At 52.1% G+C, this 26807-nt stretch carries 27 protein-coding genes; 8 read left to right on the top strand and 19 right to left on the bottom strand.

The features are described 5' to 3' along the window. Positions 1-105: 105 nt before the first annotated feature. Positions 106-288 carry a CsbD family protein gene (locus tag H8L32_RS22340; protein ID WP_186949554.1) on the bottom strand — a complete coding sequence of 61 codons (183 nt, stop codon included), beginning with the start codon at positions 286-288 and terminating at the stop codon, positions 106-108. A gap of 1 nt (position 289) precedes the next feature. Here H8L32_RS22340 and H8L32_RS22335 point away from each other — a divergent pair, with 1 nt between their 5' ends. Continuing rightward, positions 290-433 carry a hypothetical protein gene (locus tag H8L32_RS22335; protein ID WP_186949552.1) on the top strand — a complete coding sequence of 48 codons (144 nt, stop codon included), beginning with the start codon at positions 290-292 and terminating at the stop codon, positions 431-433. Positions 434-969: 536 nt separating this feature from the next. Here the strand turns inward: H8L32_RS22335 and H8L32_RS22330 are convergent. The 6 genes from H8L32_RS22330 to H8L32_RS22305 all read right to left on the bottom strand — a co-directional run bounded on the left by H8L32_RS22330 (position 970) and on the right by H8L32_RS22305 (position 6011). Continuing rightward, a complete protein-coding gene (locus H8L32_RS22330; protein WP_186949550.1) occupies positions 970-1761 on the bottom strand; it encodes a TIGR00266 family protein in 792 nt (263 codons plus the stop codon). A 513-nt stretch (positions 1762-2274) separates the two neighbouring features. Further along, positions 2275-2823: a cysteine hydrolase family protein gene (locus H8L32_RS22325; protein ID WP_186949548.1), complete on the bottom strand. Its 549-nt coding sequence runs from the start codon at positions 2821-2823 to the stop codon at positions 2275-2277. A 43-nt stretch (positions 2824-2866) separates the two neighbouring features. Beyond that, positions 2867-3604, bottom strand: a complete 738-nt coding sequence (locus H8L32_RS22320) for a metallophosphoesterase family protein (RefSeq protein ID WP_186949546.1) — start codon at positions 3602-3604, stop codon at positions 2867-2869. 31 nt (positions 3605-3635) lie between these two features. Then, positions 3636-4163: a GNAT family N-acetyltransferase gene (locus H8L32_RS22315; protein ID WP_186949544.1), complete on the bottom strand. Its 528-nt coding sequence runs from the start codon at positions 4161-4163 to the stop codon at positions 3636-3638. Between the two features lie 35 nt (positions 4164-4198). Beyond that, positions 4199-4756, bottom strand: a complete 558-nt coding sequence (locus H8L32_RS22310) for a helix-turn-helix domain-containing protein (RefSeq protein WP_186949542.1) — start codon at positions 4754-4756, stop codon at positions 4199-4201. A gap of 79 nt (positions 4757-4835) precedes the next feature. Then, positions 4836-6011: an aminotransferase class V-fold PLP-dependent enzyme gene (locus H8L32_RS22305; RefSeq protein ID WP_186949540.1), complete on the bottom strand. Its 1176-nt coding sequence runs from the start codon at positions 6009-6011 to the stop codon at positions 4836-4838. Between the two features lie 233 nt (positions 6012-6244). On the opposite strand from H8L32_RS22305, the gene H8L32_RS22300 reads away from it, so the two are divergent. After that, complete coding sequence (locus H8L32_RS22300) at positions 6245-7255, top strand: M14 family zinc carboxypeptidase (protein ID WP_186949538.1); 1011 nt, start codon at positions 6245-6247, stop codon at positions 7253-7255. Continuing rightward, complete coding sequence (locus H8L32_RS22295; protein ID WP_186949536.1) at positions 7252-7998, top strand: alpha/beta fold hydrolase; 747 nt, start codon at positions 7252-7254, stop codon at positions 7996-7998. Before H8L32_RS22300 ends, H8L32_RS22295 begins: the two co-directional genes overlap by 4 nt. Before the next feature lie 2 nt (positions 7999-8000). Here H8L32_RS22295 and H8L32_RS22290 read toward each other — a convergent pair whose 3' ends face one another. Further along, entirely contained in the window at positions 8001-8915 is a 915-nt protein-coding gene (locus tag H8L32_RS22290; RefSeq protein ID WP_186949534.1) for a LysR family transcriptional regulator, read from the bottom strand. A 126-nt stretch (positions 8916-9041) separates the two neighbouring features. Between H8L32_RS22290 and gstA the strand changes: the two genes are divergently transcribed. Together gstA and H8L32_RS22280 are read left to right on the top strand one after the other, a co-directional pair. Next, positions 9042-9647, top strand: a complete 606-nt coding sequence (gene gstA / locus H8L32_RS22285; protein ID WP_186949532.1) for a glutathione transferase GstA — start codon at positions 9042-9044, stop codon at positions 9645-9647. A 117-nt stretch (positions 9648-9764) separates the two neighbouring features. Beyond that, entirely contained in the window at positions 9765-10142 is a 378-nt protein-coding gene (locus tag H8L32_RS22280) for a nuclear transport factor 2 family protein (protein WP_186949530.1), read from the top strand. Between the two features lie 73 nt (positions 10143-10215). On the opposite strand, the gene H8L32_RS22275 is transcribed toward H8L32_RS22280, so the two are convergent. The 3 genes from H8L32_RS22275 to H8L32_RS22265 form a co-directional block, all read right to left on the bottom strand. Then, complete coding sequence (locus H8L32_RS22275) at positions 10216-10614, bottom strand: glutaredoxin family protein (RefSeq protein ID WP_186949528.1); 399 nt, start codon at positions 10612-10614, stop codon at positions 10216-10218. 9 nt (positions 10615-10623) lie between these two features. Beyond that, positions 10624-12813, bottom strand: a complete 2190-nt coding sequence (locus H8L32_RS22270) for a TonB-dependent receptor plug domain-containing protein (RefSeq protein ID WP_186949526.1) — start codon at positions 12811-12813, stop codon at positions 10624-10626. A gap of 80 nt (positions 12814-12893) precedes the next feature. After that, positions 12894-13193, bottom strand: coding sequence for a hypothetical protein (locus tag H8L32_RS22265; RefSeq protein ID WP_186949524.1), 300 nt, complete (start codon positions 13191-13193; stop codon positions 12894-12896). A 927-nt stretch (positions 13194-14120) separates the two neighbouring features. On the opposite strand from H8L32_RS22265, the gene egtD reads away from it, so the two are divergent. The 3 genes from egtD to H8L32_RS22250 are packed head-to-tail and all read left to right on the top strand — an operon-like array spanning position 14121 to position 16637. After that, complete coding sequence (gene egtD / locus H8L32_RS22260) at positions 14121-15089, top strand: L-histidine N(alpha)-methyltransferase (protein WP_186949522.1); 969 nt, start codon at positions 14121-14123, stop codon at positions 15087-15089. 22 nt (positions 15090-15111) lie between these two features. After that, the gene (egtB, locus tag H8L32_RS22255) at positions 15112-16341 is read left to right on the top strand and encodes an ergothioneine biosynthesis protein EgtB (RefSeq protein ID WP_186949520.1); all 1230 of its coding nucleotides are present in this window, start codon (positions 15112-15114) and stop codon (positions 16339-16341) included. Between the two features lie 5 nt (positions 16342-16346). Continuing rightward, complete coding sequence (locus tag H8L32_RS22250) at positions 16347-16637, top strand: DUF427 domain-containing protein (protein WP_186949518.1); 291 nt, start codon at positions 16347-16349, stop codon at positions 16635-16637. A 75-nt stretch (positions 16638-16712) separates the two neighbouring features. Here the strand turns inward: H8L32_RS22250 and H8L32_RS22245 are convergent, their stop codons facing one another. The 8 genes from H8L32_RS22245 to H8L32_RS22210 form a co-directional block, all read right to left on the bottom strand. After that, positions 16713-17627: a hydroxymethylglutaryl-CoA lyase gene (locus tag H8L32_RS22245; protein ID WP_186949516.1), complete on the bottom strand. Its 915-nt coding sequence runs from the start codon at positions 17625-17627 to the stop codon at positions 16713-16715. A 205-nt stretch (positions 17628-17832) separates the two neighbouring features. After that, complete coding sequence (locus tag H8L32_RS22240) at positions 17833-18315, bottom strand: chemotaxis protein CheW (protein ID WP_186949514.1); 483 nt, start codon at positions 18313-18315, stop codon at positions 17833-17835. A 2-nt stretch (positions 18316-18317) separates the two neighbouring features. Next, positions 18318-18779, bottom strand: a complete 462-nt coding sequence (locus H8L32_RS22235; protein WP_222619458.1) for a hypothetical protein — start codon at positions 18777-18779, stop codon at positions 18318-18320. Positions 18780-18802: 23 nt separating this feature from the next. Next, positions 18803-22846, bottom strand: a complete 4044-nt coding sequence (locus H8L32_RS22230; protein WP_186949511.1) for a hybrid sensor histidine kinase/response regulator — start codon at positions 22844-22846, stop codon at positions 18803-18805. A 140-nt stretch (positions 22847-22986) separates the two neighbouring features. Next, positions 22987-24792 (bottom strand): methyl-accepting chemotaxis protein, encoded by a 1806-nt coding sequence (locus H8L32_RS22225; RefSeq protein ID WP_186949508.1) that lies wholly within the window; start codon positions 24790-24792, stop codon positions 22987-22989. A gap of 100 nt (positions 24793-24892) precedes the next feature. Next, positions 24893-25438 carry a chemotaxis protein CheW gene (locus H8L32_RS22220; protein WP_186949506.1) on the bottom strand — a complete coding sequence of 182 codons (546 nt, stop codon included), beginning with the start codon at positions 25436-25438 and terminating at the stop codon, positions 24893-24895. A 20-nt stretch (positions 25439-25458) separates the two neighbouring features. Next, entirely contained in the window at positions 25459-25818 is a 360-nt protein-coding gene (locus tag H8L32_RS22215) for a response regulator (RefSeq protein WP_186949504.1), read from the bottom strand. An 86-nt stretch (positions 25819-25904) separates the two neighbouring features. Next, on the bottom strand, positions 25905-26801 hold the full coding sequence (locus tag H8L32_RS22210; protein ID WP_186949502.1) for a response regulator: 897 nt from the start codon (positions 26799-26801) through the stop codon (positions 25905-25907). Between the last annotated feature and the right edge of the window lie 6 nt (positions 26802-26807).

Below are 26807 nucleotides of genomic sequence, written 5' to 3'. Positions count from 1 at the left end.
GACTAATACGGCCAGAAAACTGCAGGGCTTTTGCATCATCTCTGTTGCACAAGCCCGGTAAGCGCAAGGTTTTGCAGGTTAGGAATGGCTCCTTAAGAATGGCTCTTAATGTTTCCGATCATTCTTGAATACTTCCTTGATGTTGCCCAGCGCCTCTTGCATGCTGCCCTCTACCTGTTTGGCTGCGCCCTTGACTTGCTGTTCCTTGCTGCCAACAAGTTTGCCGCCTTCCTGCTGGACTTTACCGACCACTTTTTTTGCTGCGCCTTTGATCTGATCTGAATTCATCATGAAACTCCTGTTTAATTGTTTCTATCGAAAAGATTTCTGCACTTCTTTCAATGTGGATATCGGTGCTATTGCAAACGATATAGGTCAATTGATTAAAGTAAGAGTAATTTATACAGGGGATGAAATTTCTTCTGTACGCTGACTAACATAGGAATCTGCAGGCAAGCCCATCCTCAGAATGAACTGGAATCCCGCTCCGCCGCAGCGTATTGATCAGAGAAGGCAGCGCATGTAGATCCCTTGTCAGGACAATTTTGCGTCAGTCCTGATACGGGTTTTCGAAAAAACAGATGGGAATCGCACTATCTGGCGATTCAACATTGACAGGGGAAAACCGCATCCCCAGATATGATGGAATATTGGCGAAGAAATATAGAAAAGTGCCGGCTGAAGTGTTGGCAAAGCGGCGCTGCCAACACTTCCCGTAACTCGATAGCGAAACTGGAAGGCAGTTACGCCAGTAAGCACGCCAATTTATCTATAGGATTTACGCAAAATTGTCCCAGCAAGACTATCGCTTTTAGGAAACCTCCCTTGCAAGGGAGGTTCGTTTCGTCGGCAGACAACATGTTGTCTGAAACCCCGACTGCACCGTAGCGACGAAGACAGTACGAATAGTACGCGGCTCCTAGGAGAGGAGCGGCAACGCAGCTGGGGCGGTTTTGCGTAAGTCCTAATTTATTTATCTTCAAAAAGATTACCCAAGCCACCAAGTACCGAACCTTGTTCGCCACCTTTGCCTCCGCCGATTTGCGATGCGCCCACTATGCGGTTTGCCAGGCGCGCCAAAGGCAGAGATTGCAGCCAGACCTTGCCGGGGCCACGCAAATGGGCAAAGAATATGCCTTCACCACCGAACAGGGCAGTTTTAACGCCGCCAACAAATTTGATGTCAAAATCCACTTCCTGGGTAAAAGCCACTACACAGCCGGTATCCACGCGCAAGGTCTGACCGGGATGCAAGGTCTTTTCTATGATGGCACCGCCAGCATGGATAAAGGCCAGGCCGTCACCTTCGAGTTTTTGCAGGATGAAGCCTTCACCGCCAAAGAAACCTGCGCCCAGCCGCTTTTGAAAGGCTATTCCCAGGGATACGCCCTTGGCAGCGCACAGGAAAGCGTCTTTCTGGCACAACAGGGTGCCGCCCAGTTGATCCAGGTGCATGGGAATGATTTTGCCCGGATAAGCAGCGCCGAAGGCGACTTTTCTTTTACCCGCGCCCGCATTCATAAACACCGTAGTGAACAGGGATTCACCGGTCACCAGGCGCTTGCCTGCACCCAGCAATTTGCCGAAGATGCCGGTCTGTCCTGCGGAACCATCGCCAAAGATGGTTTCCATCTGTATGTCATCTTCCATGTAAAACATGGTACCGGCTTCACCTATGGCTGCTTCACCAGGGTCAAGTTCGACTTCGACGAATTGCATATCGTCGCCAAAAATTTCGTAGTCTATGACATCCATGGCCATGATGATTTCCCATACAGTAAAAGTAATCCGCAAACCCATGCGGCAATGCTGGGCATTTTATGAAATTTTTGCCTACAGGGGTAGATGCTGGCAGCGGTAATCTTTAATGGAAATTACCGCTGCAAATACTAGAACTCATTTCATAAATAGGGATGAGTGCGAGCAAGGCGATTCGGGATGCAGTGCAAGGCGTAAGGTGTGTAACCTGCGTAGCCAAGGCTGGTGCCTTGGCAAGCGCAGTGTAACAACCTTGCACAGCAATGCGCCCGCGAAGTATAAATGCGGCCAGCTCCCGTAGGGCTTGCCTCATAACGCGTGCTGGACTGCAAGGTGTTGACAATTCGTCTCGTTGTCAATAGACCCGCTATTGACTGCCTCGTCCATAGTTTTACCATTGCCAGCCCACGTTATGAGGCAAACGCATCTCACCCCTATTGATGAAATGAGTTCTAAAGATAGCAAGATTATTTCTTGCTCTTTCAAGCTTGTTGCGCTGTACGGTTTGTTGCGTTTTCAGTGCAGCAACGCAGCAGTATCCAGCACGGTGGCATATTCACCTTGCAGATTGGTGAGTGCATTAATGTGCACTTCTTCTGCTGTCTGTGGCTTGCCATGCAAATCCAGCCTGTCAAAACTGAAACAGGCATCGGCCACGACCGAGGTGTTAAAACCCAGGTTACCAGCACTGCGGGCTGTTGCCTCGACTGAATTATTGGTGCTGACGCCGACGATCACCAGGTCTTTGATTGCACGTACATGCAGCCAGCGTTCCAGACCGGTATTGACGAAGGCATCCGTCACATTTTTTTCGACCACATGTTCACTGGTCAGTGGCAGCAAACTTTCTTGAAATTCATTGCCTGGCTGGCCTGGCCAGAACAAGGAAGCTGGCGAGCGCGACATGTGCCTGACAAATACCACTGGCCTGCCTGCCGCACGCCAGGCTAGCAGCAACTGGCATATATTTTCTTCAGCGCCGGGGTTATTTCTACGGCCAGCTTCAGGTGTAGCCATGCCACGCTGCATGTCGATAATGATGAGTGCCGTGTTTTGATTTTTCATAAGTATTTTAGTGTCTAACTTAGTGACTGACTTAGTGACTGACTTAGTGACTGACTTGATTCACATAACCACTTTGCAAGGCACTGACCCAGTCTTCACGCCCATGCAAGGCCGCAAGTTCTGCCATGCGTTGCCAGGCATACGGGACATTGATCAGACTGGCTGTCCAGCCATGCTCCGTCTTTTCCAGAATGGCATAACGCGCATCGGGTGAACCTGACTCTATCTTGTGCGGGTAAGGGTAATCATATTCATAGGCCGGGTGACCAACGCTGCCAGGATTGACGATGAGTTGCCCTGCTGCTGTACGCACACTACGGGCTACGTGACTGTGACCACAGGCGATGACGACGGCAGTTTGTTGTCCAAGCCTGTCTTTGATTTCCTGTGCGGTGGCATTCCGGTCCGCCACTTGCAGCAAGGTCGTGGAGTCACTGGCTGGCGTGCCATGACAGAGCAAGACCTCGGCATTCAGTTGCAGCACTGGTTTCAAACCCGCCATCCATGCTTTTTGCTCTGTCGTGGTTTGCTGATGTGCATACGTATCGCCATAGCCTGAGCGCTCATTCAGCTCCAGTATCTGGCGTTCATGATTGCCTGCCAGATGTATCCAGCCAGCTTGCGCCATCAAGAAATCTGCCGTCTCTTTTGGCAGCAAGGGGCCAGACAGGCTGTCGCCCAGATTGACAACCTGATCAACAGCACGCAAGCGCAGATCGGCAGTTACTGCTTCCAGTGCAGCCAGATTACCGTGTATATCTGAAATCACCGCGATACGCATTTGGTTTACTCCGCTCTATCTGCCGAATTTTCTATATCTGCTTATGAAAGAAAGTCGTCCCGCAAAATTCGCCATCCGGCATCAGGGCATAATTGGGTACCACGCCCACTTTTTTCCAGCCTGCACGTTCATACAGTCGCTCAGCATCACCACCGGTGACGGTATCCAGTACCAGCACGGTCTTGCCTTCGGTTTTGGCAGCTTGTTCAACCGCAGCCATGAGGGCTTGTGCAATGCCTTTGCGGCGTGCCTTTCTGTGTACCAACATCTTGGCGACATCGGCGCGGTGCGGCTGGTTGTCTGGCATGGCCGTGATCAATTGTACCGTGCCTGTGATATCGCCGCTGTCATCCCTGGCAACCAGCAAGATGCGCTCCTTGCGCGCTACGCCATCAACCACGCCCTGCCAGAATTGCAGCGCACGCTCGCGCGGCAAAGGCCACATGAAGCTGACGGATGCGCCACCGGCAACGCAGTCCGTCAATACCTCCGCCAGTGCAGCTACACTGGCTTGCGCTGCTGCGGCGTCAAGAATCTGGATGTGGACTTGCTCAGACATGATTTACTCCGTGAGTTGAAAACTGAAAGAGGCCGCTACTTGCACAGCGCCACCAGATAGCGTGCCGCGATTTTTCCAGGATTATGGAAAGTAATCGGCTTATCCAGCGCCATGGAAAGACAATCGCCAGTCTGCAAATCCCAGGTTTGCTCCCCAACGGAGAGGTGCATCTGGCCCGCTATTATCCAGACTTGCTGCTGTATATCGACATCGCGATGGAAACTGTCATAGCGCACGGTTTGTCCAGCCGGAAATTCAACCTCAACAAGTTGCAGGGGCGAAGGCAAGCCGGGGGAAAGATTGCGGCGCATATAGCCGGAGGCAGGATCAGTCCAGCATACCTGTTCGGCCAGACGCGAGACTGGTGCAGCCGCGGCAGCAGGCGCGCTGTCTTCAAACAGGGAAGCCAGCGTCACCCCCAGGCCCACGGCCAACTTGTCGAGCGCAGCAGCAGTGGGGCTACTCTCGCCTCTTTCTATCAGTGAAATATTCGAACGGCTGACGCCACTTCGCTTGGCCAGCGCATTGAGCGACAGCTTTTGTTGATCGCGCAAGTCGCGCACCCTGCGGGCAATAATCGTGTTGATATCCATAATTTCCATTATATAGGATATTTAAATCCTGTAAACTGGAAATTATTTCCTTTACCCCTATGCTTGCATCCCGCCGGGATCAGGCTTGCGTCAGTTGTCTGATCGCAGCCACCAGCTTGTCGAGATCTTCCAGACTGGTGTACAGGTGTGGCGTCACTCTGACGATGTCATGCCCATCAAGGTCACGCGTGACGGTGAATATCTTGTGTTCACGCATGAGGTAATCGACGATGGCATGACCGGAATTACCGGCAATACCAAAACCGGCAATGGCACATGAACGCTGCGGATCAGTCGGCGTCATGATGCGCACATCGGGCAGGCCACGCACCTGATTCACCCAGTATTGCGTCAGGTAACGCAGGCGCGCTTCTTTGTTGGCCGATCCTATGGAGTCATGAAACTTCAAGGCATCCAGCACTGTCAACACATTCGCTGGCGGCACTGTCCCCACCTGTGTGAATTTAAAAATCTCATTGTCAGCAAATTTGGCATTGCCGAACAACGGCGCAATGTCCGCCACCCTGTGCTTGCGTATATACAGCATGCCGACTCCCAGTGGCACACCCAGCCATTTATGCAGATTTACCGCGACAAAGTCAGCACCCAGTTCTGTCATGCGGTAATTCAGATGCGCAAAAGAATGCGCTGCGTCGACCATGACATCCACCCCATGCCGTCTGGCCATGGCAGTAATCCTGGCCACCGGCATGATCTGCCCTGTCCTGTGTACCATATGGGTAAGCAGGATGAGTTTGGTCCTGGGCGTAATGGCCTGTTCATAATGGGCCACAATGTCTTCATCACTGGCAGGGTCGAACGGCAACTGCAAATGCCGCAGTTGTATCTGTTTGCGTTTCTCCAGCATCAGCAGGGTATCGATGACAAGATCATAATCATGCGTGGCGAGTATGACTTCATCACCCGCCTGCAGAGGATAGCCTTGCAGCAGGATATTCATGCCCTCGATCAGATTGCGTGTCAATACCAGCTCGCCCTCATCCACCCCACAAAAATCCTTCAACGCCTGCATGACCTGCACGAACAGGGGCGCATAACGCACCCGCAAGAAATACGAAGTTTCGGCATTCACCTGTGCCTGATGGTCCTGGAAAGCTTCAAACACAGGCCGTGCCTGCACACCAAAATAGCCGTTTTCCAGATTGATGAAATCAGAGGATACGGTGTACTGCGACCGGATGTCTGACCAATAGGCCTCGTCATCGGCAGCGATGTTCTTCAATTGACTGGACAAAAGCAACTCCTTAATCTGTGTACGTCATTTGTATTAGCTTTCAGTAGCGGTAAAAGCCTGACTTCAACAGCCATTCTATATGCAGAGGGCCAGGCGCACGAAAAGTTCCCTATGCACCCAAGTACCGTAATGTGTTGGTCATAATTGCCCAGTTTAACGTCTGGGCCGCTTCCTTCTTGCATTCTGCGTATAGCTCCTCTAGCATGGCGTGGTTAACTTTTAAGCACTTGCTCATGTCTGCCCTGCCTGAACTGAATGAACTGGAACGCATTATCGCCCTTGGCCGCGGACAACTGGAGGTAGAGGTCTTGTGTGAGGTGGCAGTCAGGCACAAGCAATTTCCTGTGTATAAACTGGCGCTTGGCAATCCCGACACCAGCGCTCCAGCCATCGGCTTTTTTGGTGGCATCCATGGGCTGGAACGCATAGGCACGCAAGTCTTGCTGTCTTTTTTGCGCGGTCTGCTGACACGCCTGTCATGGGATAAAAGCCTGCAACATATGTTGCAGGATGTGCGTCTGGTATTCATGCCGCTGATCAATCCCGGTGGCATGTGGCAATCTACCCGCTGCAACCCCAGTGGCGTTGACCTGATGCGCAATGCGCCGGTGGAAGCTCAGGACAAGGTGCCCTTCCTGCTGGGCGGACATCGTTTCAGCCCGCGCCTGCCCTGGTATCGCGGCGCGGCGGGTGCGGATATGGAAGCAGAAAACCTGGCACTGTGTCGCACCGTGCAGCAAGAATTACTTTCGCGGCCTTTCAGCATGGCGATTGATTGCCATTCCGGCTTTGGCCTGCGTGACCGCGTCTGGTTCCCTCATGCGCATAGCGTGCACCCCATAGATCATCTGGCAGATATACTGGCACTGGAAGAATTATTTGAGCAAACCCACCCCAATCATTCCTACCTGTTCGAACCACAAAGCCTGCAATACCGCACCCATGGTGATATCTGGGATTATCTGTACCTGCAGGCGCAACAGGACAATAGCAAAACTTTCCTGCCGCTGACGCTGGAAATGGGGTCGTGGCTATGGGTCAAGAAAAACCCGCGCCAGTTATTTTCGCGGCATGGCATGTTCAATCCAGTCGCACAACACAGGCTGAGCCGTGTCTTGCGTCGGCATAATTCCTGGCTGGATTTCCTGATGCGGGCCACTTGCGGGCATGCACAATGGCTGGCCAGGGGGCCAACCCGTCTGCGCCTGCAAGAGCGCGCTGTAGCCCGCTGGTACCGGCCATGACGACCTGGGTGTTGTTGCGTGGCCTGATGCGCGAGAGCAGGCACTGGGGCGATTTTCCTGCACGCTTCCAGCAGGCAGCAGGCGCCGGACGCGTGTTATGCCTGGACTTTCCTGGAAATGGTCAATTGCATGCAGGGCATAGCCTCAGCAGCGTAGAAGCGATGGCTGACTATGCTCACCAGCAATTACAAACCCAAGGGGTATCAGAACCGGTGCAAATACTGGCAGTGTCTTTGGGTGCCATGGTGGCACTGGCCTGGGCAGACAAATATCCGGCAGACTTGCAGCGCATGGTGCTGATCAATACCAGCGTGGCGCCGCATAATCCGTTTTACCACAGACTAAGGCCGGTAAATTACGCGGCCCTAGTCGCCACCATGTTGTTCGGTTCGCGCAGTCAGCGTGAGCAACTGATTTTGCGTATCACCAGCAATCTGCATACTGAAGAACAGGGTAGAGACATCGTGGCACGCTGGACTGCGTACGCACAGGAAAAGCCCATCAGCATTGGCAATATCCTGCGGCAGTTGCTGGCCGCCATGCGCTTTCGTGCGCCGCCCTGCTCAGACAAAGTTCCTCTGCTTTTGCTGGCGGGTGAGCGGGATAAGCTGGTCAATGCTGCCTGTTCACGCAAACTGGCGGAACTATGGCATTGCCCCCTGCATCTGCACCCCACTGCCGGCCATGATTTACCGCTGGACGATGCAGCCTGGTTGATAGAGCAAGTACTGGCATGGCAGTGACGCTAATCCTGTGCCAGTTCTGCAATCAGAAAATCAATGAATACCCTGACCCGCAAAGGCAGGTGACGGTCACGCGGGTACAGCAGAGAAAATGGCCTGGTACGCCCGCTAAACTCTTGTAACACCTCCACCAGCCGCCCGACGCGTAAATCTTCTTCCACCATGAAGCGCGATGCCTGTAGCAGGCCTGCGCCATGTCTTGCCAGGGTAATGATGCCCAGCAAGTCTTCCGAGCAGGTAAGACCACCCTTGGTAGGCCAGTCTACATCTTCACCATCGCGCCGGAAAATCCAGACGACGTTTTGTCCGGCACTGGGCAAGACAAATTGCAGGCATTCATGCTGATCCAGGTCTTCGAGCTTTACAGGCACGCCAACACGCTGCAGGTATTCTGGCGTGGCACAGACCACGACCTCAGGGTCTTCCAGGCGTCGCGCAATCATGCCCGAATCTGGCGGAATACGGCCACGTATCACCAGATCAAAACCATCCGCAGTAAAGTCAACATTGCGGTTACTCAGTTGTAAATCCAGTTTGACCAAAGGATAGATCTGGCGGAACTTTGCCAGCAAAGGCAATACCCGATAATGACCATACGGCGTAGGCATGCTGATACGCACCAGACCAGCAGGCTGCATTTGCTGACCAGAGACTTCACGCTCGGCTTCCACCAGTTGGTTCAGGGCCTGGCGACATTGCACAAAATAGGCGCGCCCGGCTTCAGTCAGCCGCAATTGCCGTGTGGTGCGTACAAACAGGCGCACGCCTATGCGTTCTTCCAGCCTGGCTATGGAACGACTGACCGCTGCCGGCGTCAGCCCTGCCGCATTGGCTGCATCCTTGAAGCTTTCCAGCTCTGCCGCCAGGCAAAACAATTCTATGCTGCCCAGCAATACATCCGCAAAATGTCGATTCACATTACACCATGTAATTTATAAAGTAACTTTTACCTAGTTTATCAACTATTTCGTTTGGCATAGTATGCCGCCATGCCCTGTCACCATGACAGCGCAGTCTTTACCCCTTACCGAAAGACCAAAACCATGAAACTCTATTTCTCTCCCGGTGCCTGCTCCCTGTCTCCACACATCATCCTGCGTGAAGCCGGCATCGATTTCAGCCTGCAAAAAGTCGATACCTCTATCCATAAAACTGCGGATGGCGTGGATTTTTACGGCATCAATCCCAAAGGCCAGGTACCAACCATGGAACTGGACGACGGCCAGATACTGACAGAAGGTTCCATCATTGCCCAATACGTCGTCGAACGGGCAGAAAACCGTGATTTGTTGCCAGCTTCTGGCATGGCACGGTACCGTGTACTTGAATGGCAGAATTACATCACATCAGAATTGCACAAATCCTTCGCTCCACTGTTTGACCCGGCCATGAACGCCGAAGGCAAAACCCTGATCGCAGGATTACTGCGCAAGAAATTCGCCTGGGTCAACAGTCGCCTGGAAGGCAGTCGCTACCTGACCGGCGATACCTTTACCGTAGCCGACGCCTACTTGTTCACGGTAAGCGGCTGGGCCAGGCACGTGAACCTGGATATCAGCGACTTCGCGCATTTGCAAGGCTTCATCGCCAATGTCAAAGCCAGACCCCATGTGCAGGCAGCATTAAAGGCTGAGGGCTTGCCGGTCTGATGCTGGTCTGATGCTGGTACATCACCCGCAATAAAAAAACCGGCGACCAGCAGCCGGTTTTGTTGTCACACAAAGAATTAAAAGCAGAATTAAAAACGGAAAAAAAAAGGAATAAAAATGAATACCGCCTACCCCGACATCATCGCCATGCTGCAGCAGTATTTTGACGGTCTGTATCAAAGTGACACCCGCATCCTCGCCCGCGTATTTCACCCCGAAGCCCACTATTATTGCGCCACGGAAGGGCATTTACTGCATCTGGACATGCAGCAATACTTCCCTGTCGTCGACCAACGGCCATCCCCCGCCAGCCGCAACGAAACGCGTCGCGACCGCATTATTTCCATAGAGCTGGCAGGTCCGGTAACAGCTTTCGCACGTGTGGAATGTGCAATAGCAAACAAATTTTTCACTGATTTTCTGACACTCACCAGACTCGATGGCCGGTGGCAAATTGTCAGCAAAGTATTTCATTTTGAGCTGATGGATGCCTGAAAAAACTGAACTACTGCTAGAGTCAGAGCCTGACCAATTACAGTCAAAGTCCTGTCAAAGCTCTCTCAAAGTCCTATTTTATGCTGGCAAGCTTCAACATTTCCTCATATCGCCCCGGACTAAATCCTACGAGCATTTTCTTCTCGCTGACCAATATCGGTACAGCTTTTTCACCGAGTTGCTGATACAACTTCGCCGCATCGCCTGATTTATCAATCATGACATCATTGAATTCGATACCCGCCTGTTTGAGATACATACGCGCACTTTGGCAATGCGGGCAAGTTGAGGTACCGTAAAGTGTCACTTTATAAGGTAAGGATTTTATATGTGCCGAGTAATCGCCATTTTTGAATGGGCCATTCAACAGCTTGTACCAGCGTGGAATATTAGTCCCTAAAACAATCGCCAAAGCGGCAACTGCCATGAGTATAAGACCGTCTTTGAGATATTTTCGATAGCGCGCTTGCATTGATCGTCCTTAAAGTTTTAGTTCCAGTCGCAGACCGACACGTGTAAATGAAGAGTTCTGCGAACGCGTCTGTACGCTGGCACCAGGCAGTATGTATTCGCGTATCGTTTCCGACTGCGGTGCAAACATATTGTCAAGATTCATAATCACCCGCAGATCAGGGTTCACTGTCCAGACTGCGTTCGCTGTCAGCGTTCTTTGTCGTGACTCATAAGTTCTCTGCGTCAGATTATTCCGTACCCAGTCAGCGGGAAGCCAGTTGGCATCCACATCAACTTTGACTGGCAGGTTTTCAAGTTTGTACGACATGCCTATTTTGGCGCGCCACGGCAACTGGCCATCCAGATGATTATCTGGTCCTGGTACATCGCTCAACACTGAATGTGCAAATCCAAAGCTGCCGCGCAAATCCACTTTGGGAGCTGTTTTCGATATATCGGTCAAAGCAACGCGCCAGTCGACACTTACACCGTAAATGGATGCACTCCCAAGATTCGCCGGTCTTTGCACATAACGTGGCACCGTTGCCCAAGGCACCGTGGTCAACAATATTTCGTTGCCAATTTTCTTTTCAATCTGGCGTGAGTAGGCCTCGAAGCTGATTTGGCTATCACTACTCAGGCCATGTTCATAACTCAGGTTGAAAGCCAGTGCCCTTTCTGGTTGCAGATGCGGATTACCCATGCTATCGGCAGTATCAATCGTGTTGCTGCCACAACCCGCCGGAGTAACACAAGGTGCAAAAGGATCTATTACCGGCTGCAACAACAATTGGTCGTAGCCAGGTGCCTTGAAGCTGCGTGCTAAAGAGAGGCGGAACTGACGCTTCTGATCACCTTCCAATTTTTTTGCCAAATGAAACGAAGGTGACCAGACCCGGAAATTCGACTGGCTCCGGATGCCCCCTTCATTAAATTTCAATACCTGATCTTCGACTGAAACCCCACCATTGAGTGCAAGTGTTTTATTCAAACGCCAGTCATCCTGGACAAAGAGGCGCAATTTATCTTCCTTGGCCAGGCTTTGCTTGCTTAATGCGGAAAGACTGGTATCTGGCTGGTCATTAAGCCAATAAGCGCGATTGATATCATGGCTACCATGCGTCCATTGCAAACCCGATTTGACAGTATGCCCGCCACTAAAGCTGTTACGGTAATTCAACAACAGGATATAACTGGCCTGATCGTCAATTTGTTGCTGCCGGCGAATCGCATAACCAATTGCCGTGCCCTGGTCAATACGCAGAGTATCGCCGCTGAGTTGCATCTGGTTGTAACGCAAACTGGCATCCAGTTGACCCGCATCTCCTGCATCGTAATTCCAGCTAAACGGCAATGCGTATCCGCTCAGGCTGCTGGTTCCGCGTTGATTGGTCTGTTGCAATCGTCCATCGTTCCAGTTTCTTTGTTCTGTTCTGGTTTGGTCCTGTTTTATCTGACCATAATCCGGTTTAACGCTGAAATTATTCCCGGTGCCGAATTTATACGCGAGTTCACTTGTCAGCGTTAAAAATTCATCCGTTCTTATCGAGTTGCGCTGGGCATTAAATTGCGGCTGAAAACCTGCCTGGCTGATCAGTATTTGTTGATCATTACCTGAACGCGGGCTGCGACCATTCCTGGCGCTGACATTCAGATTCAGACTCCAGGGGCTATCCGGGCTGAACTGATTGAACATCCACGATCCGTTGCCGCCATATTCTCCTGCTACCCCGGTAACCCCCAGACGAACTTGCTGGAGGGTTTTGCGTTCAATCTTGCGGCTGATCACATTAATCGTCCCAGCGATACCGAAAGGGCCGGTTTCCGCAGTCGCCGATTTGATAATCTCGATTTTATCTACCTGGGTAAGATCCAGCTCCAACGGTGCCTTACCCATGGGTTGTTGGCCATCAAGCAAAATCTGGGTATAACCGGGCAAGCCCAGCAAACTGAGACGACCATCTTTACCTATCGTAATGGCAGGTTCCCGCTTGAGGATTTCTGACACATTTTGCAAGCCACTCTGTTCGATCTGCTTGCGGCCAATAATCAGCTTGCCTGCAACAAAATCCCGTGCAGCTTCAATGTCGGTTTGAGCGCCGTTAACGATAACCTGTTGTGGTTGTTGAGCTGGAGGTGCAGACTGCTTGCCATCCTGCGCCCATACTGATCCGCAGGCCAGTAAAAGACTACAAGCTGCATTAATTTTTTTATTCATAAAAATACAGTCTTCTCTTGCACAGAGCCTGACCAATTTGTCTCCACAAGATGTAGTTAAGTTTATAAAACGGAATACTGTTAATCCGGATTATGTTGACAAATCTCTTCGCAGGCATCAGCTACCTTTTCTGTTGCACGTTCAAGTTCTTCTTTTTCTTTTTGACGCAGTTCTTTGAGTTTCTCCGGATCTGTTTCTTTTGCAATAGCGTCTCGGATTTTAGTCAGTTCGCCACCAAATTTTTGAGTCTTTAATAAAGTGGAATTACATTTTCTTGTACATTCACTTCGCGTAGATGGAACCATTTTTTGCGCCCAGCTAGTTGTAGTAGCTAGCAAAACTGTAGTCAGAATCAGTAATTGGATTTTTTTAATTTGCACGATTAAATTTTTTCTTAATAATTCGTTATTAGTTTACCCAAAAAAATAATCTCATCACAGGAAACTTCCCCATGATGAGATAACAAGACACTTACATTGCATTACATCAACAAATACTCATCTTATGGGGAAATTAGTCTGTACAAATCATAATGCAATTAGTAGCGTCTTCCCATCCCAAGAGGGCGACGCAAGCAGCGATACATTGCATTTCCGGGGATACAGGTGGGGTATCAGTAGCAAACGCAGCAGAAGCACATGCCAAAAAGACAAATGTGAAAATTGATTTACGGAACATAGTTATCCTCTGAGTAAGTTTTAAGGACTTTGAGGCTAACATAAAATGTCTTTATATATTATAACTATACATATGCTAAGTTTCATTAAAACAACACTTTGTGGCAATATTTAATTGCAACTTTTTTGCCATTCATTATTGCAATAACAGCCATATTTTCGCTTCAATAACTAGAATGCGGTGTCCTGGCTTTCAAAAAGGAAGCAATCGTCAGATGTGATGGCAAGCTGACGAGTACCGTCGATTTTGTGACTGCAATGCAGTCTTATTTCGGCACATGGAGCGTACGATAACGAACAGATGCGCCACCAGGCTTCTGACAAGATCAAATTCATCGACAGGTAATAGATTGTCAGTAAAACAGTGTCTTTTAAATTGATTGCTACATCTGATTTGCGTGCTGCCCTGACATGCAGCCCCAAAGATTTCAGCCAAAAACATGCTGGGTATTCAGTCCAATAACCCCTCAGGATTTTTTATCCGATAAGTTGTACACTAAGCCCCACCTTGAGTCTGCAACCCTGCTCTATGGCAAGCCCCGCATAAACGGCGCTGAATTGGAAAGGCATTACCAAGTATCAAGAACAGGCCCAACCGGCCTGCCGATTGAATTTTTTGCCCCGACGACCATGCCCGAATCAAACCGTCTGAACAGCACTGCAAGCGCAGAACGCACGACACCTGCACACATCATCCACGAACTGGAAAACGGCCTGCTGGCAGATGCAGCACACACGTCGCCCAAGTATTTTTATGATGCGGTCGGTTCGGTATTGTTTGAAGCCATTTGCGTACTGCCAGAATATTATCCAACCCGTACCGAAGCAGAAATCTTTACGACCCATATGGCTGACATGACCAATGTCATTGGTTCCGGTGGCAGCCTGATTGACCTGGGTGCCGGTAACTGCGCCAAGGCGGCGCGCCTGTTCCCGGTCCTGCATCCAGACCAGTATGTGCCCATCGATATTTCTGTTCACCATTTGCAGGATGCCGTGCGGCGCCTGCAACAGCGCTTCCCGCACATAGAAATGACGGCCCTGGGGCTGGATTTGTCGCAAGACTGGCAACTGCCGGTAGAAGTACGCAATGACAAGCGTCTGTTTTTTTTCCCTGGATCATCCATAGGCAATTTTGAGCCGCACCAGGCGCTGACTTTCCTGCGGCATTTGCGCGCATCCTGCGACAGCAGTGGCGGCATTCTGATCGGGGTAGACCTGATCAAGGACAAGACCTTGCTGGATGATGCCTATGCCGATACCCTGGGTGTTACGGCAGCATTCAACCTGAATTTGCTGCGCCATATCAATCATTTGCTGCATAGCGATTTTGATGTGCGTCAGTGGCAGCACGAAGCGTATTTCAACACCGAGAAGTCGCGCATAGAAATGCATTTACGGGCCAGGGAAAACATCCGCGTCAGCTGGCCAGGCGGCTACCGGAATTTCATCAAGGATGAACACATCCATACCGAAAACAGTTATAAATACAGCATAGACAGTTTTGTAAACTTGCTGACGGAAGCAGGCTTTTCACATGTCAGCCACTGGACCGATGCCAATGCGTGGTTTGCCGTGATGTATGCCAAAGCTGCCTGAGCCAGACCAGGAGAATCATCGCATGCAATATGCGGACATCATTAATCGCTGGCAACAGGTACGTCAACGCTCGGTAGCGATTGCAGCCCCTCTGTCGGCAGAAGATTGCATGGCCCAGTCCATGCCCGATGCCAGCCCCATCAAATGGCATCTGGCACATACCACCTGGTTTTTTGAAACCTTTATCCTGGAACAGTTCGAAGAACATTTCCAGCCTTTTCACCAGGATTTTCGTGTCCTGTTCAATTCTTATTACAACGGCGTAGGCGACAAACATCCACGCCCGCAGCGCGGCTTGCTGACCCGGCCAGCACTGGATACCGTATTGGCTTACCGGCAGCAGGTCGATGCACGCATACGGCGATGTTGCGACAGCGTCAAAGATCCGTATTTTTTTCAATTGCTGGAACTGGGCCTGCAACATGAACAGCAACACCAGGAATTGATGCTGACAGATATCAAGCACCTGCTGTCCTGTAATCCACTTTATCCAGCCCTATATGTCAGTCCTGCCAACCCTGCCAGCCCCGCCGATCTGCATCCTTTGGCGACAACATGTGCGGCGCTCGCCTGGCAACAGTATGATGCCAGCCTGTGTGAGATAGGCCACCTGGGTAAAGACTTTTGTTTTGACAATGAAAGCCCGCGCCACCGCCAGTTCCTGGAGCCCTTTCAACTCGCCACACGCCTCATCAGCAATGCCGAATACCTGGCCTTTATAGATGATGGCGGTTACCGCAAGCCGACACTATGGCTGGCCGAGGGCTGGGACTGGGTGCGTCAGCATGACTTGCAGCATCCACTGTATTGGCGTCCAGATCCACAGGGCTGGCAGGAATTTACCCTGCATGGCCTGCAAGCCCTGAAATTACAACAGCCTGTCAGCCATCTGTCTTATTTTGAAGCCAGTGCCTATGCAGTCTGGGCCGATGCGCGCTTGCCGACCGAAGCCGAATGGGAATACGCAGCCAGCCAGCATGAAACAGAAGGTCAGTTGAGCCAGCTATTTGATTCTTGCTGGCAATGGACCAGCAGCAGTTACAGCCCCTACCCCGGCTTTGTGCCAGCGACCGGTGCCGTCGGCGAATACAATGGCAAATTCATGGTCAATCAATATGTCTTGCGCGGTGCATCTGCCTTCACCCCTGCCGGGCATAGCCGCAACACTTATCGCAATTTTTTCCCGGCAACGGCGCGCTGGCAACTGGCTGGCTTGCGCCTGGCCCGGTCACAGCAAGATCCTGAGGAGTAATTCTTATGCCCACAGCAAAATGGAAAGACACGATCATCGCCCAGGCCACTGATGCCGAGGTCGTCAAGGTTGAAGGCAATACTTATTTTCCGATGACCAGCGTGCATCAGGAATATTTGCGCGAAAGCGAAAAACACACAGTCTGCGGCTGGAAAGGTACCGCCAGTTACTACGACATCGTCGTCAACGGGCAGGCCAATACTGATGCCGCCTGGACTTATCCCACGCCCAAGGATGCGGCCAAAGAAATAGTCGGTTTCATCGCCTTCTGGCGCGGGGTAGAAGTGTCACCCTGAACAAGCGCGGCTTGCCGCCATGGTCATGCCATGTATGTAGAACTCATTTCATAAATAGGGATGAGTTCTAGCAGGTCAACCCAGGCGTTTCGCCGCCAGAGCATTACCGGCCCGGCTGACTGCCTTGCGCCCCAGGTGTGCAGAAATGAATTGCCCGGCGTCAACCACGGCATTCAAATCGATGCCCGTATGTATCCCCAGCCCCTGCATGAGGAACAGGACATCTTCGGTAGACACATTGCCGGTCGCCCCTTTGGCATACGGACAGCCACCCAGGCCGGCAACAGATGAATGGAAAATCGAGATACCGACTTCCAGGCTGGCATAGATATTTGCCAGTGCCTGGCCATAGGTATCATGGAAATGACCGGACAAGGCTGCGACAGGAAAATCTTGGGCCACGCGCTGCATGACAGTCTGCACCTGCCAGGCCGTGCCCACACCGATGGTGTCGGCAATATCGATTTCATCGCACCCCAGATCGCGCATGCGTTTGACCACATCAGACACGCTGTCTACGGCAACTTCCCCCTGATATGGGCAACCGAAAGAACAACTGATGCTGCCACGCAGGCGCAGCTTGTGCTGTTTTGCTGCCTGCGCCACATCACGGAAACGTTCTATCGATTCGGCAATCGAGCAATTGATATTTTTTTGCGCAAAGGCTTCAGAAGCCGAACTGAAAATCACCACTTCATCGGCACCGGCTGCCAGCGCCGCTTCAAAGCCCTTCATATTCGGTGTCAGCACAGAATAGACAACCCCGGGCTTGCGCGTAATACCAGCCATGACTTCTGCTGAAGTCGCCATTTGCGGCACCCATTTTGGCGATACAAAAGAGGCTGCTTCTATATTCACAAAACCGGCTGCGGTAAGGCGATTAACCAGTTCGATCTTGACGTCGGCAGGTATGCTTTCTTTTTCATTTTGCAAACCATCACGTGGTCCGACTTCAACAATTTTGACTTGCTGCGGCAATGAGGTGTTCATGTGAGCTGTCCAAAGTAAGGACTGTTAACTGTATGAACCGCTATGGGTTCAAAGTACCAGTTCAGTCTGGATATGTATAAGCCACATTTTACCTGCACTTGCATGAAGACGGGTGACTGGACATTGCGGTCCAGGGGAAGGTACGCCGCGACCAATATGGATGAAGTCCATGTCGAGGTACACTGACCGGGCATTACCGAACAGTTCAGGCACGCATATTTACGCCAGGGTCAACGACATTTGCCACGGTCTGGTCCTCACCAGCAAAGATACGGCTCAGGTGTAATACCGGTATGCGGCTGCCCTGCTGATCAAAGCAGGAAATCGCCATTTCCTGCCAGGCCGGATGTTCGTCTTCGATATCGCTGGCCTGACTGTCATCAACCAGTACACGCACCGGCGGTGCCGACAGGTGGATAGCTCCCAGGCCGGCGGTATTGCTGAGCTGATCATGAAAAGCAACCAGGGCCAGGATATTGCCTGTGCAAGCCCGCCCACCCAGGCGCAACGGCAGTTGCATGACCGGCACCACCCGTTTTTGCCAGAAGATCACCTCGCGCATATGACTGGGCGCTAGCGGTACTTCAAAACTGTCAGGGGCATCAATAATCTGTATCAGTTCACGCTGACCGATGGCGACGCGTTTGCCATCTCCCACATCCAGCAGCCAGGCAGTAGCGATTGACATGACTACCCCTCCTGCTTCTGTTGAGCAAGTGCCAAAGCCAGCGCACCGAACTGCAATAAACGTCCGGCATCGGTAATACAGGCCAGGCCCGACTCAAATGGCATCAGTGCCTGTACCGGTGTGTCATTGCAGCGCATCGCCATGGGCAGGGAATAATCCGCGATATCAAGCTGATTCAAAACCCGTACGTCATCGCACAGCAACCCAAGAAAACCACTGCCGGTGGCCAGCATGACACAGGCACGACGTGCCAGCGGCAAGTTATCCAGCACGCGGAATTCGCCATCAATACAGACTACCGGCCAGCGTTGCCCAAGGTAGGCAATGCGACCCAGTGCATGGGCTGGCGGGTCCTGCATATCCATGTCAACCACGGATTCCACTGCGCAGATATCACCTTGCGGCAACATCAGTTTCAAACCTTCAATACGCAGCAGGATACGGTTTCTGGTTTCCTGTCTCATGCCCGGCATCATCGCGCCCATGTTCATACCCCTGTCGAATGATCAGTCAGACGATTGGTCAGACGATTAATATGCTGGAGCAGTGCATCTTCGCTGAATGGTTTGACCAGATAGGCATCGACACCGGCGGCATCGCCCTGCTGGCGGTGTTTTTGGGTGGAACGTGAAGTGATCATGATAATGGGAATGTGTTTTTTCAATTTACGGGCACGCACATGGCTGGTCAATTCCAGCCCATTCATGCGCGGCATTTCCATGTCCACCAGTATCACGTCAGGCAAGGCTTCATCGATCAGGGCAACGGCTTCCAGTCCATCAATCGCGGTACGCACTTCATAACCGGCATCACGCATGATCTGTGCGCTGGCACGACGGGCGGAAAGGGAATCATCGACCACCAGTGCGGTCCTCACATGCATGGTCTGCGTTTCGTTGTGTACCGGCAAACCTGCCTGCTCATCGTCTGCACGCATGTCTTGCTGCATGCTGGCACGCAGCAATTCAGGCAGATCAATCACTGGTGCAACACTGCCGTCACCCAGGATAACGGCACCGATAGTGCCCTGGATTTTAGGTACATAGCGACCAAATTTCTTGACCACGACTTCACGGCCATCAACCAGTTCCTGTACCTGTATGGCGCAGGTGGCACCAGTATCGGTACTGATCAGCAAGACCGGATAGCCATGTGCCTGCACATCACGGCTCAGACCTTGCATGCCCAGCAGCTTGTCGAGCTTCAGCAATTGATGCACGGTGTCACCAACCCGATACACGGGTTGATCTGCAATCATGTCGATTTGCGCGTCAGTGATGTAATGGATGTCAAGGATGCGGCGGCTGGAAATTGCCATCATGTTGCCACCCACTCTGGCCATCAGGGTATGTTCCGACAACAGACTGGCTGGCAGACGCAATTCCACCACCAGACCCTGGCCAGCAACCGAACGCAGGTTCAGCGAGCCTTTCATTTCCAGTATGCGGGAATGCACCATGTCCATGCCTATGCCGCGACCAGACGTTTGCGTGCTGGCATCCCTGGTAGAAAAACCGGGCATCAGGATCAGCCTTGCCAGTTCTTCATCCGACAGGACGCGGTCGGCACTGATGAGTTTTCTCTTCAGGGCAGTACGACGTATGGCGGCATAATCCAGGCCGGCACCATCGTCACGACAGCGCACGACGATGGAATTACCTTCACGGGCAAAGCTCAGTTCTATCAGTCCGGCGACGGCTTTCTTTTGCTCCAGCCTGACAGAAATTGCTTCCATGCCGTGATCCACCGCATTGCGCAAGATGTGCATGAGCGGATCAGTCAGGTCATTCAGCATATTGCTGTCGATATTGGTATTCGCGCCGAGTATCGTCAGGTTGACCTGTTTGTCCAGCAGACGGCAGGTCTGACGCACGCTGCGTTGCAGGCGTGACACCACGGTCGTCACCGGTACCAGGCGCGTACGTATCACGGCATGCTGGTTTTCCATTTGCAGGCGACGTTGCACTTCCAGCAATTCGGCCAGTGAATGCAATTGTTCATCGATGTGATTCGACATTTCGAAGGCATCGGTGCGCGCCTCTACCAGCTGGGCAGTGATGGTGTGCAGTTCGCTATAGCGTTCGAACTCCAGCGGGTCAAAGTCACCATCTGTCATGCTGGTGTTAGAGTTGGTGCTGGCGATTTTCTGCGGGCTGCTCATGCCGCGCACGTCGACCAGGTTTTCCAGATCGGCGATCAGTTTCTGGAACAGGATGTCCTGTTTCTGTATGGCTTTGGATTGTTTTTGTGTCTGTTTCAGTTGTTCCTGGATTTGCGCATTCGAAATGACGTTTTCACCAGCCAGGCGCAATAATTCATCGACGACTTTGGCTGGTACGCGCAACATCGGTTCGGCAGCATGCGAGCCAGGCTCGACCAGATCTAGCACCACGCCTTCGGATTGCGCAACCGATATAACAGCAGATATGTCCTGGCTTTCTTCCGGCATGGTATGTTCTGCAACACGCTGGACAACATGATCATCACTCTGCATCATGCGCACACAATCACAGACTTGCTGCAAGACTTCCTGTGCCTGGGCCGGTGCCGGGCCTGCATCCATAACTGCTTCGCCCATGGCTTCCAGGCAATCGCCCGCTTCGGTCAATACTTCGGACAAGGCCCTGTCAGGCAAGCTTTGCTGATTGCTCAGTACGATCAGCAAATCTTCCAGATGATGGGTCAGATTGGCGATACCGGCAATGCCTACCGTATTGGCCGCGCCTTTCAGTGTGTGGGCAGCCCGCTTGGCCTGTTCCACGTCCTGCATTTTGCCTGTGCCACTGGCCAGTTTTTCTATGGCGGAGGTGAAACTGGCAACCTGGACAGGCAGTTCCTGCAACAGGCCGTCGAATAGTTCCGTGTTCAGGTCATTCGGCAATTGTATGGATACATCAGCCGCACTGATGATGCTTGGCGCGCTGTCTTCCTGCTGACTCGCTTCCAGCACCCTGACGTCGATGAGGCGGGCAAACAGGCTGTCATCCCATTGCACGGCATCCGCTGGCCAGGAAGGATCCATGACCAGTTCCATCAATTCCAGTGCCGGCACTTCTGCTAGCGGATTTTCGAGGTAAGCGAGCAGCCTTGCTGGCAAAGTCGTCAGCAGCGCATGCTGGTGTTCATCGGGTTTTGCATTCAGTGCAGACAATTGCTGTGCCAGGATGTTCAATACCTGCTGTAACGCGGTCAGGCCCACGGATTCTGCAGTGGCACCTATACGCGACAGGGCATCGCCGTAATTTTGCAGGGCTTGCGTTGTTTCTGCGCTGGAGGCATCCAATGCCTGCACGGCATTCAGGTCTTCCGTCAGCATGTCGGCCATGAGGCTGAATTCTTTGGCAAACAATGTCAGCATGTCGCTGCTGATTTCCTGTTCCGCAGTAGAAACAAGTACAGAAACAGGCGCGGGTGCGTCCGAAGACATTGTTACGTCTGCCTGCACCTGTATTTCCGCTGCTACCCGGGATGCATCAGTGTCAGACCCTGCGACTGATTCATGCTCGCCCATCCATGCCGCATCATAGATAACATCCAGCATGTTAGCGGTCAGATCCGGATTAGCCGGGTCGGTAATGCCATCCATCAGCAATAGCGGGAAGCGGTTCAGCAATCGCAGTTCGGATTCATTCACAGGACGTGCTACTGCTGATCTTTGCGTCACTACACCGGCAAATGCATGGCAGGCATCGGCAATCGCTTCCATCGCCGGAGCGGATGCGCAACTGGAAAATACCAGCAACTGTGCTGCATAGGCTTGCAGGGTAAGGGCATCATGCTCACCGCCTTGGGCAAAGTGTTCATCGGCTGTCAGGCTCATGATGAGGGCATCCAGCGCGTCATGCAGGCCAGGCATGGAAAGTTCGGGCGGATCAGCTAATGGCTCGCCCTGCAGTGATTGCAGTACGGCTTCCGCCAGACTGAAATCCTGTTCATTGTGGGGCACAGGCAGCGACAAAGACAGTGGCGCAGGCAGCAGCATGCTATAGCTGGCGCTCGTGTAAGAGGCACCATCGAGAGTGGAATCCATCAGCAGGTCGCCTGTAGCAACCAGAAACAGAGGTGGAGGTTCATCAATTTCCTCATCAGAGGTGAGCGGGTCGGTGCACAATAGCTGACGCAATTCGCAGGAATCAACCTGGTTCAATGGCAGGGGCCAGCTGGCAGTGGACAGATGGGCGATCAGGGTTTCTATGTTGCGGTCGCCATGATTCAATGCATGGCTGGCCAGCAGGTCTGGCCATTCACTCAGTAAAAAATATTCTTCATCACTGAGCAGGCGGTTCTGGTTATGCAGATTGATCAGATTACGTTCTATCAGCGCGCACACCCAATGCAGGCCCGGCATATCGGCAGCACTGGCTGCGGCACGTATGCGCCGTAACTGTTCGATATAGCAAGACAGTACATTGCTTACATCGGCCACGTTAACCGAATGGGTAGCATCGGTCTCCATAAGCTTGAATACCTCGTCCAGCGCACCGAGGACGACATGACTGAAATCTGCCGAATGGGTTTCTAGCTGTTCCATGATGCCTCAGACGAGTAATGGTGGAAATGACGAAAATAGAAGAAGAGGAAGGGAAGAAAAAATCCGGCAGCAAACCATGCCGCCGGCAAGCCGACCCTCTTTGTACCCTTTTTACCCTTTGTACCCTTGGCAACCCTATATCAGGCGGCCAGTTTGAACACGCGCACCGTGGACAACAGCATCCTTGCGTATTCCACCAGATTGGTGGTTTGGGCTGACTGTTCATCCAGTTGCAGACTGGTTTCCTGATTGGTTTTCTTGATCTGTATCGCACGATCAAGCAAATCCTGGCTGGCCTTGGCCTGGCCATGAGATTTGACGGCAATCTGCTGTACCGACTGCACCAGTTCGGTAGTGGCGTTTTGGGTTGCCTGCATTTGCAGACCAGCCTGTTCTGCCAGACGGCTACCTTCCACCACCTGGGCAATGGCAGAGTTCATGGTGTTGACCGTATCGGATGTTTCCAGCTGAATATTGTTGACCAGACCAGAAATCTGCAGCGTTGCCTGACGCGCATTTTCTGCCAGCCTTTGCACCTCATCCGCAACCACCGCAAAACCGCGACCTGCTTCACCGGCAGATGCCGCATGCATACTCGCGTTCAGGGCCAGGATGTGGGTACGTTCTGCAATCGCATTGATCAGGCCGACCACGCCGGAAATTTCTTGTGAACGTTCACCCAGGCGTTTAATCCGTTTTTCTGTTTCACGTATGATTTCACGGGTGCTGTTAATACCACCCACGGTGCTGGTTACCGTATCCATCGCCAGTTGGGTGGAACGTATCGCATTGTCCGCTGCGCGGTTGCAGGTCTGTGCCAGATCAGCAATATTGCGCATTTCTTCGGAAGCGGTCGACAGGGACAGGGTGGTGTGTTCCACTTCCAGCCGTTCTTCTGCCGCTGCCGCCATCACGTTATCGGACTGGGCCTTCACTTTCATCGTCGCTTCCGTCACGTCGGCAGAAATATTACTCACGTCGCGCAGCACTTTCGCGGTTTCACTGGTCAGCATGTTCAGCGCATCAGATACCGCACCAGTCACATCGGCAGATACCGGCACCTTTACAGTCAGATCTTTACTGGCGAGTTGCGCCACTGCCTGCAACAGCACCAGAACGGATTCATTAAGTTTTTCATTTTCTTCTTCAATTGTCTTGCGACTGGCTTCACGTTCATCCACCATCTTGTCGAACTGGCGTGAAAGCTTGCCGATTTCGTCCGGATGATTGCTGCGCGCCCTGACGTTTGCATCACCCTGTGTCAGTTTCTGCATAACCGCTACCAGATGCGATACCGGACGAGTAATGCTGCGCGTCATCCAGTACGCCACACCGGCAGCCAGCAAGATGGACAAGACCGCAACCAGGAACAACACGTTCTTGGCGTTCAGGTAGGTTGTATCCGCCGCCGCACCATCACTGTTCACCAGCCTGGTTTGGTAATCGATAAGGCTATCCATGGAAGAAAACCATTTTTCCTGATCGGCCTGCAGATTACCCAGCAGCCAGGTGGTGGCTTCGGCCTTCTTGCCTTCAGTCGTCAGGCGCAAGAATTCTTTTTGTGAAGCGCCGTATTTGTTACGTGCATCCGTCGCGGTCTGGAAGATACCTTTTTCTTCTTCGCTGACGATCAGTTTTTCAAAGCCAGCGATATTTGCTTCTTGATTCTGCCTGCGTGACAAAATCAATTGCTGTTCTTTCTCAACCGCTGCCTGGTCATTCAACAGCAGCATGTTACGCATGGAACGCGCATTGGCATTGACATTGCCCAGCATCTTGTACGCCAGCACCACTTTAGGGTAGCTGCCGTCCACAATACGGTGGGTACCGTCATTGATGGTTTTCAGATTAGATGTCGCCAGCCAGGCGGTGACTGCCAGCAATAACAACACGGCAGTAAAACCCAGACCAAGCCGGATACCGATATTCGGAGTACGTAATTTCATTTTGCTCTCCACGAAAAATACATCAACAAAGAACAGGCGGGCTTGCCTGTATTGCTGTTCTGATCTGTGCTTACTTGTTCTTACTTGTTCTTACTTGTTCTTACTTGCTGCGGCTGAGTTTGTCGAAAAAACTTTCGTGATTAAAATCCAGCCAGACCCGTTCATCCAGCATGTAGGCTGCAGGCACATGTGCCTCCAGCGTGGCTGGCAGTTGCGGCAACTGAGCGATGCTGCGCAAGCCCACCAAAGGCTGCGGATAGCTATCGATCACCATACCGACGGCGTTGTCACCTTTATCCAGTATGAGGAACAATTTATTCGGCGTAATGTCTGACCTGCGGCCGCCCAATACCAGACCCAGATCAAAGACAGGCACCAGATTGCCACGCAGATTGATCAGACCCAGCAAATAGGTCGCGGCACCAGGCAAGGGGGCCAGGGCCTGCGCCCGTATCACTTCACTGCCGACCTCTGCCCGGACCAGCAGGTTCAGAGACGCCAGGCGATAGCCATAGCGCTTTCTTTCCACCACTGGTGCAGCATCGTTCCACAGCAAGTCACCTGGTGGGGCAAAACGCTGCAAGGCCATACTGGGTGGCAGCCATTCTTTGACTGGTCCGTTGCTGCTGGTGGAAAGTGCGCTCATGATGCGTCTCTTCAAAAAGTTCAGGCAGCGATCTTGAGCTGATCGATGATCTGGTCAGCGGTATAGGGTTTGGCAACATAGCCTTTTGCGCCTTGCAACTGGCCCCAGATGCGGTCAGCTTTTTGCGATTTGCTGCTGACAAAAACAATCGGTATGTCTTTGGTGGACGGGTCCTGGCTCAGGTTGCGACAGGCTTCGTAGCCATCCATTTCCGGCATGACGATGTCGAGGAAAATGATGGATGGTTTTTCTGCCTTGGCTTTTTCCAGCGTTTCCTTGCCGCTGGACGCAGTCACGACCAGATAACCGGCATCGGACAGTATGGTTTTGATATTGGCCAGTTCAGCCATGGAATCGTCGACGACTAGGGCTTTTTTCATGATTTGCTCCTGAGATAGGTGGTCACATTGCCAGTACCGTTCGGATGAACGGTACTTTGAAACAAAATTTTTGAACAGGAATTGCTTCAGGTACCCATGGCCAGGCCAGAGGCTTTTTCCATCGCAAAAGGAAGGTCACCGGCAGTTAAACTCTTCTCCACCACAGCGCGAAACTTCAGGTGTTCCACCGGTTTGGTCAGGTAGCTGCTGCAACCTGACAATGAACCGCGTATGCGGTCAAAAGGAGAAGATTTACTGGTCAGCATGACGACCGGCGTACGTTTGGTTTGAGGATGACGACGGATGATTTTGCAGATTTCATAGCCATCTGCACCTGGCATGACGATATCCAGGAAAATGATGTCGTAAGCCTTTTTCTCCAGCATCTGCAAAGCCTGTTCACCCGTCTCTGCGCAGTCAGAAGCGATCTTCATGGCACGCAGTTCGAGGTCAATTTTGATTCTGGCTGTCGGGCTGTCATCGATGATCAGGGCCCGGTGGCCGGTCTGTAATACTGAAGCCGGTGCAGTTCTTTGCATCAGCGGCTGTACCACAGAAGAGGAAGTGCTAGCTGCATCGGTCGCTACTGCCGCTGCGCCTGGCATGACGCGGTCCAGCTCATCAGCGACCTGATCCAGCAGTGCCAGCATTTTGGTCGGAACCAGTGGATGCAGCAAATGGTGTTTGCCAGGCGTGGTCTGCCCGGCATTAGAGATAAATACGGTAGCAGGTTCAGGGATGTTGCGAGACTCGATCAAGGTCTGCAAAGCAGCTCTTGCCTGCATATTGTCAGGGTCAAGAATGACGATATCCGGATCAGCAGTATGCGTCGCATCAAACAGGGCATATGAATGCCTGCGGCCACTTGCCATGGTTAAACTGAGTACACTACGAACCAGACGCAGTTCGTAATCTGACAATCCAAAAACACCAATAAGGACTTTTTTGGAAGCGCCGGAAAGCGCCATAGAATGACTGTTCATGAGCGA

It is taken from the genome of Undibacterium hunanense (assembly GCF_014284335.1).
In the GTDB taxonomy this organism is placed as follows: domain Bacteria; phylum Pseudomonadota; class Gammaproteobacteria; order Burkholderiales; family Burkholderiaceae_D; genus Undibacterium; species Undibacterium hunanense.
This window is presented reverse-complemented; position numbering and strand designations above follow the sequence as displayed.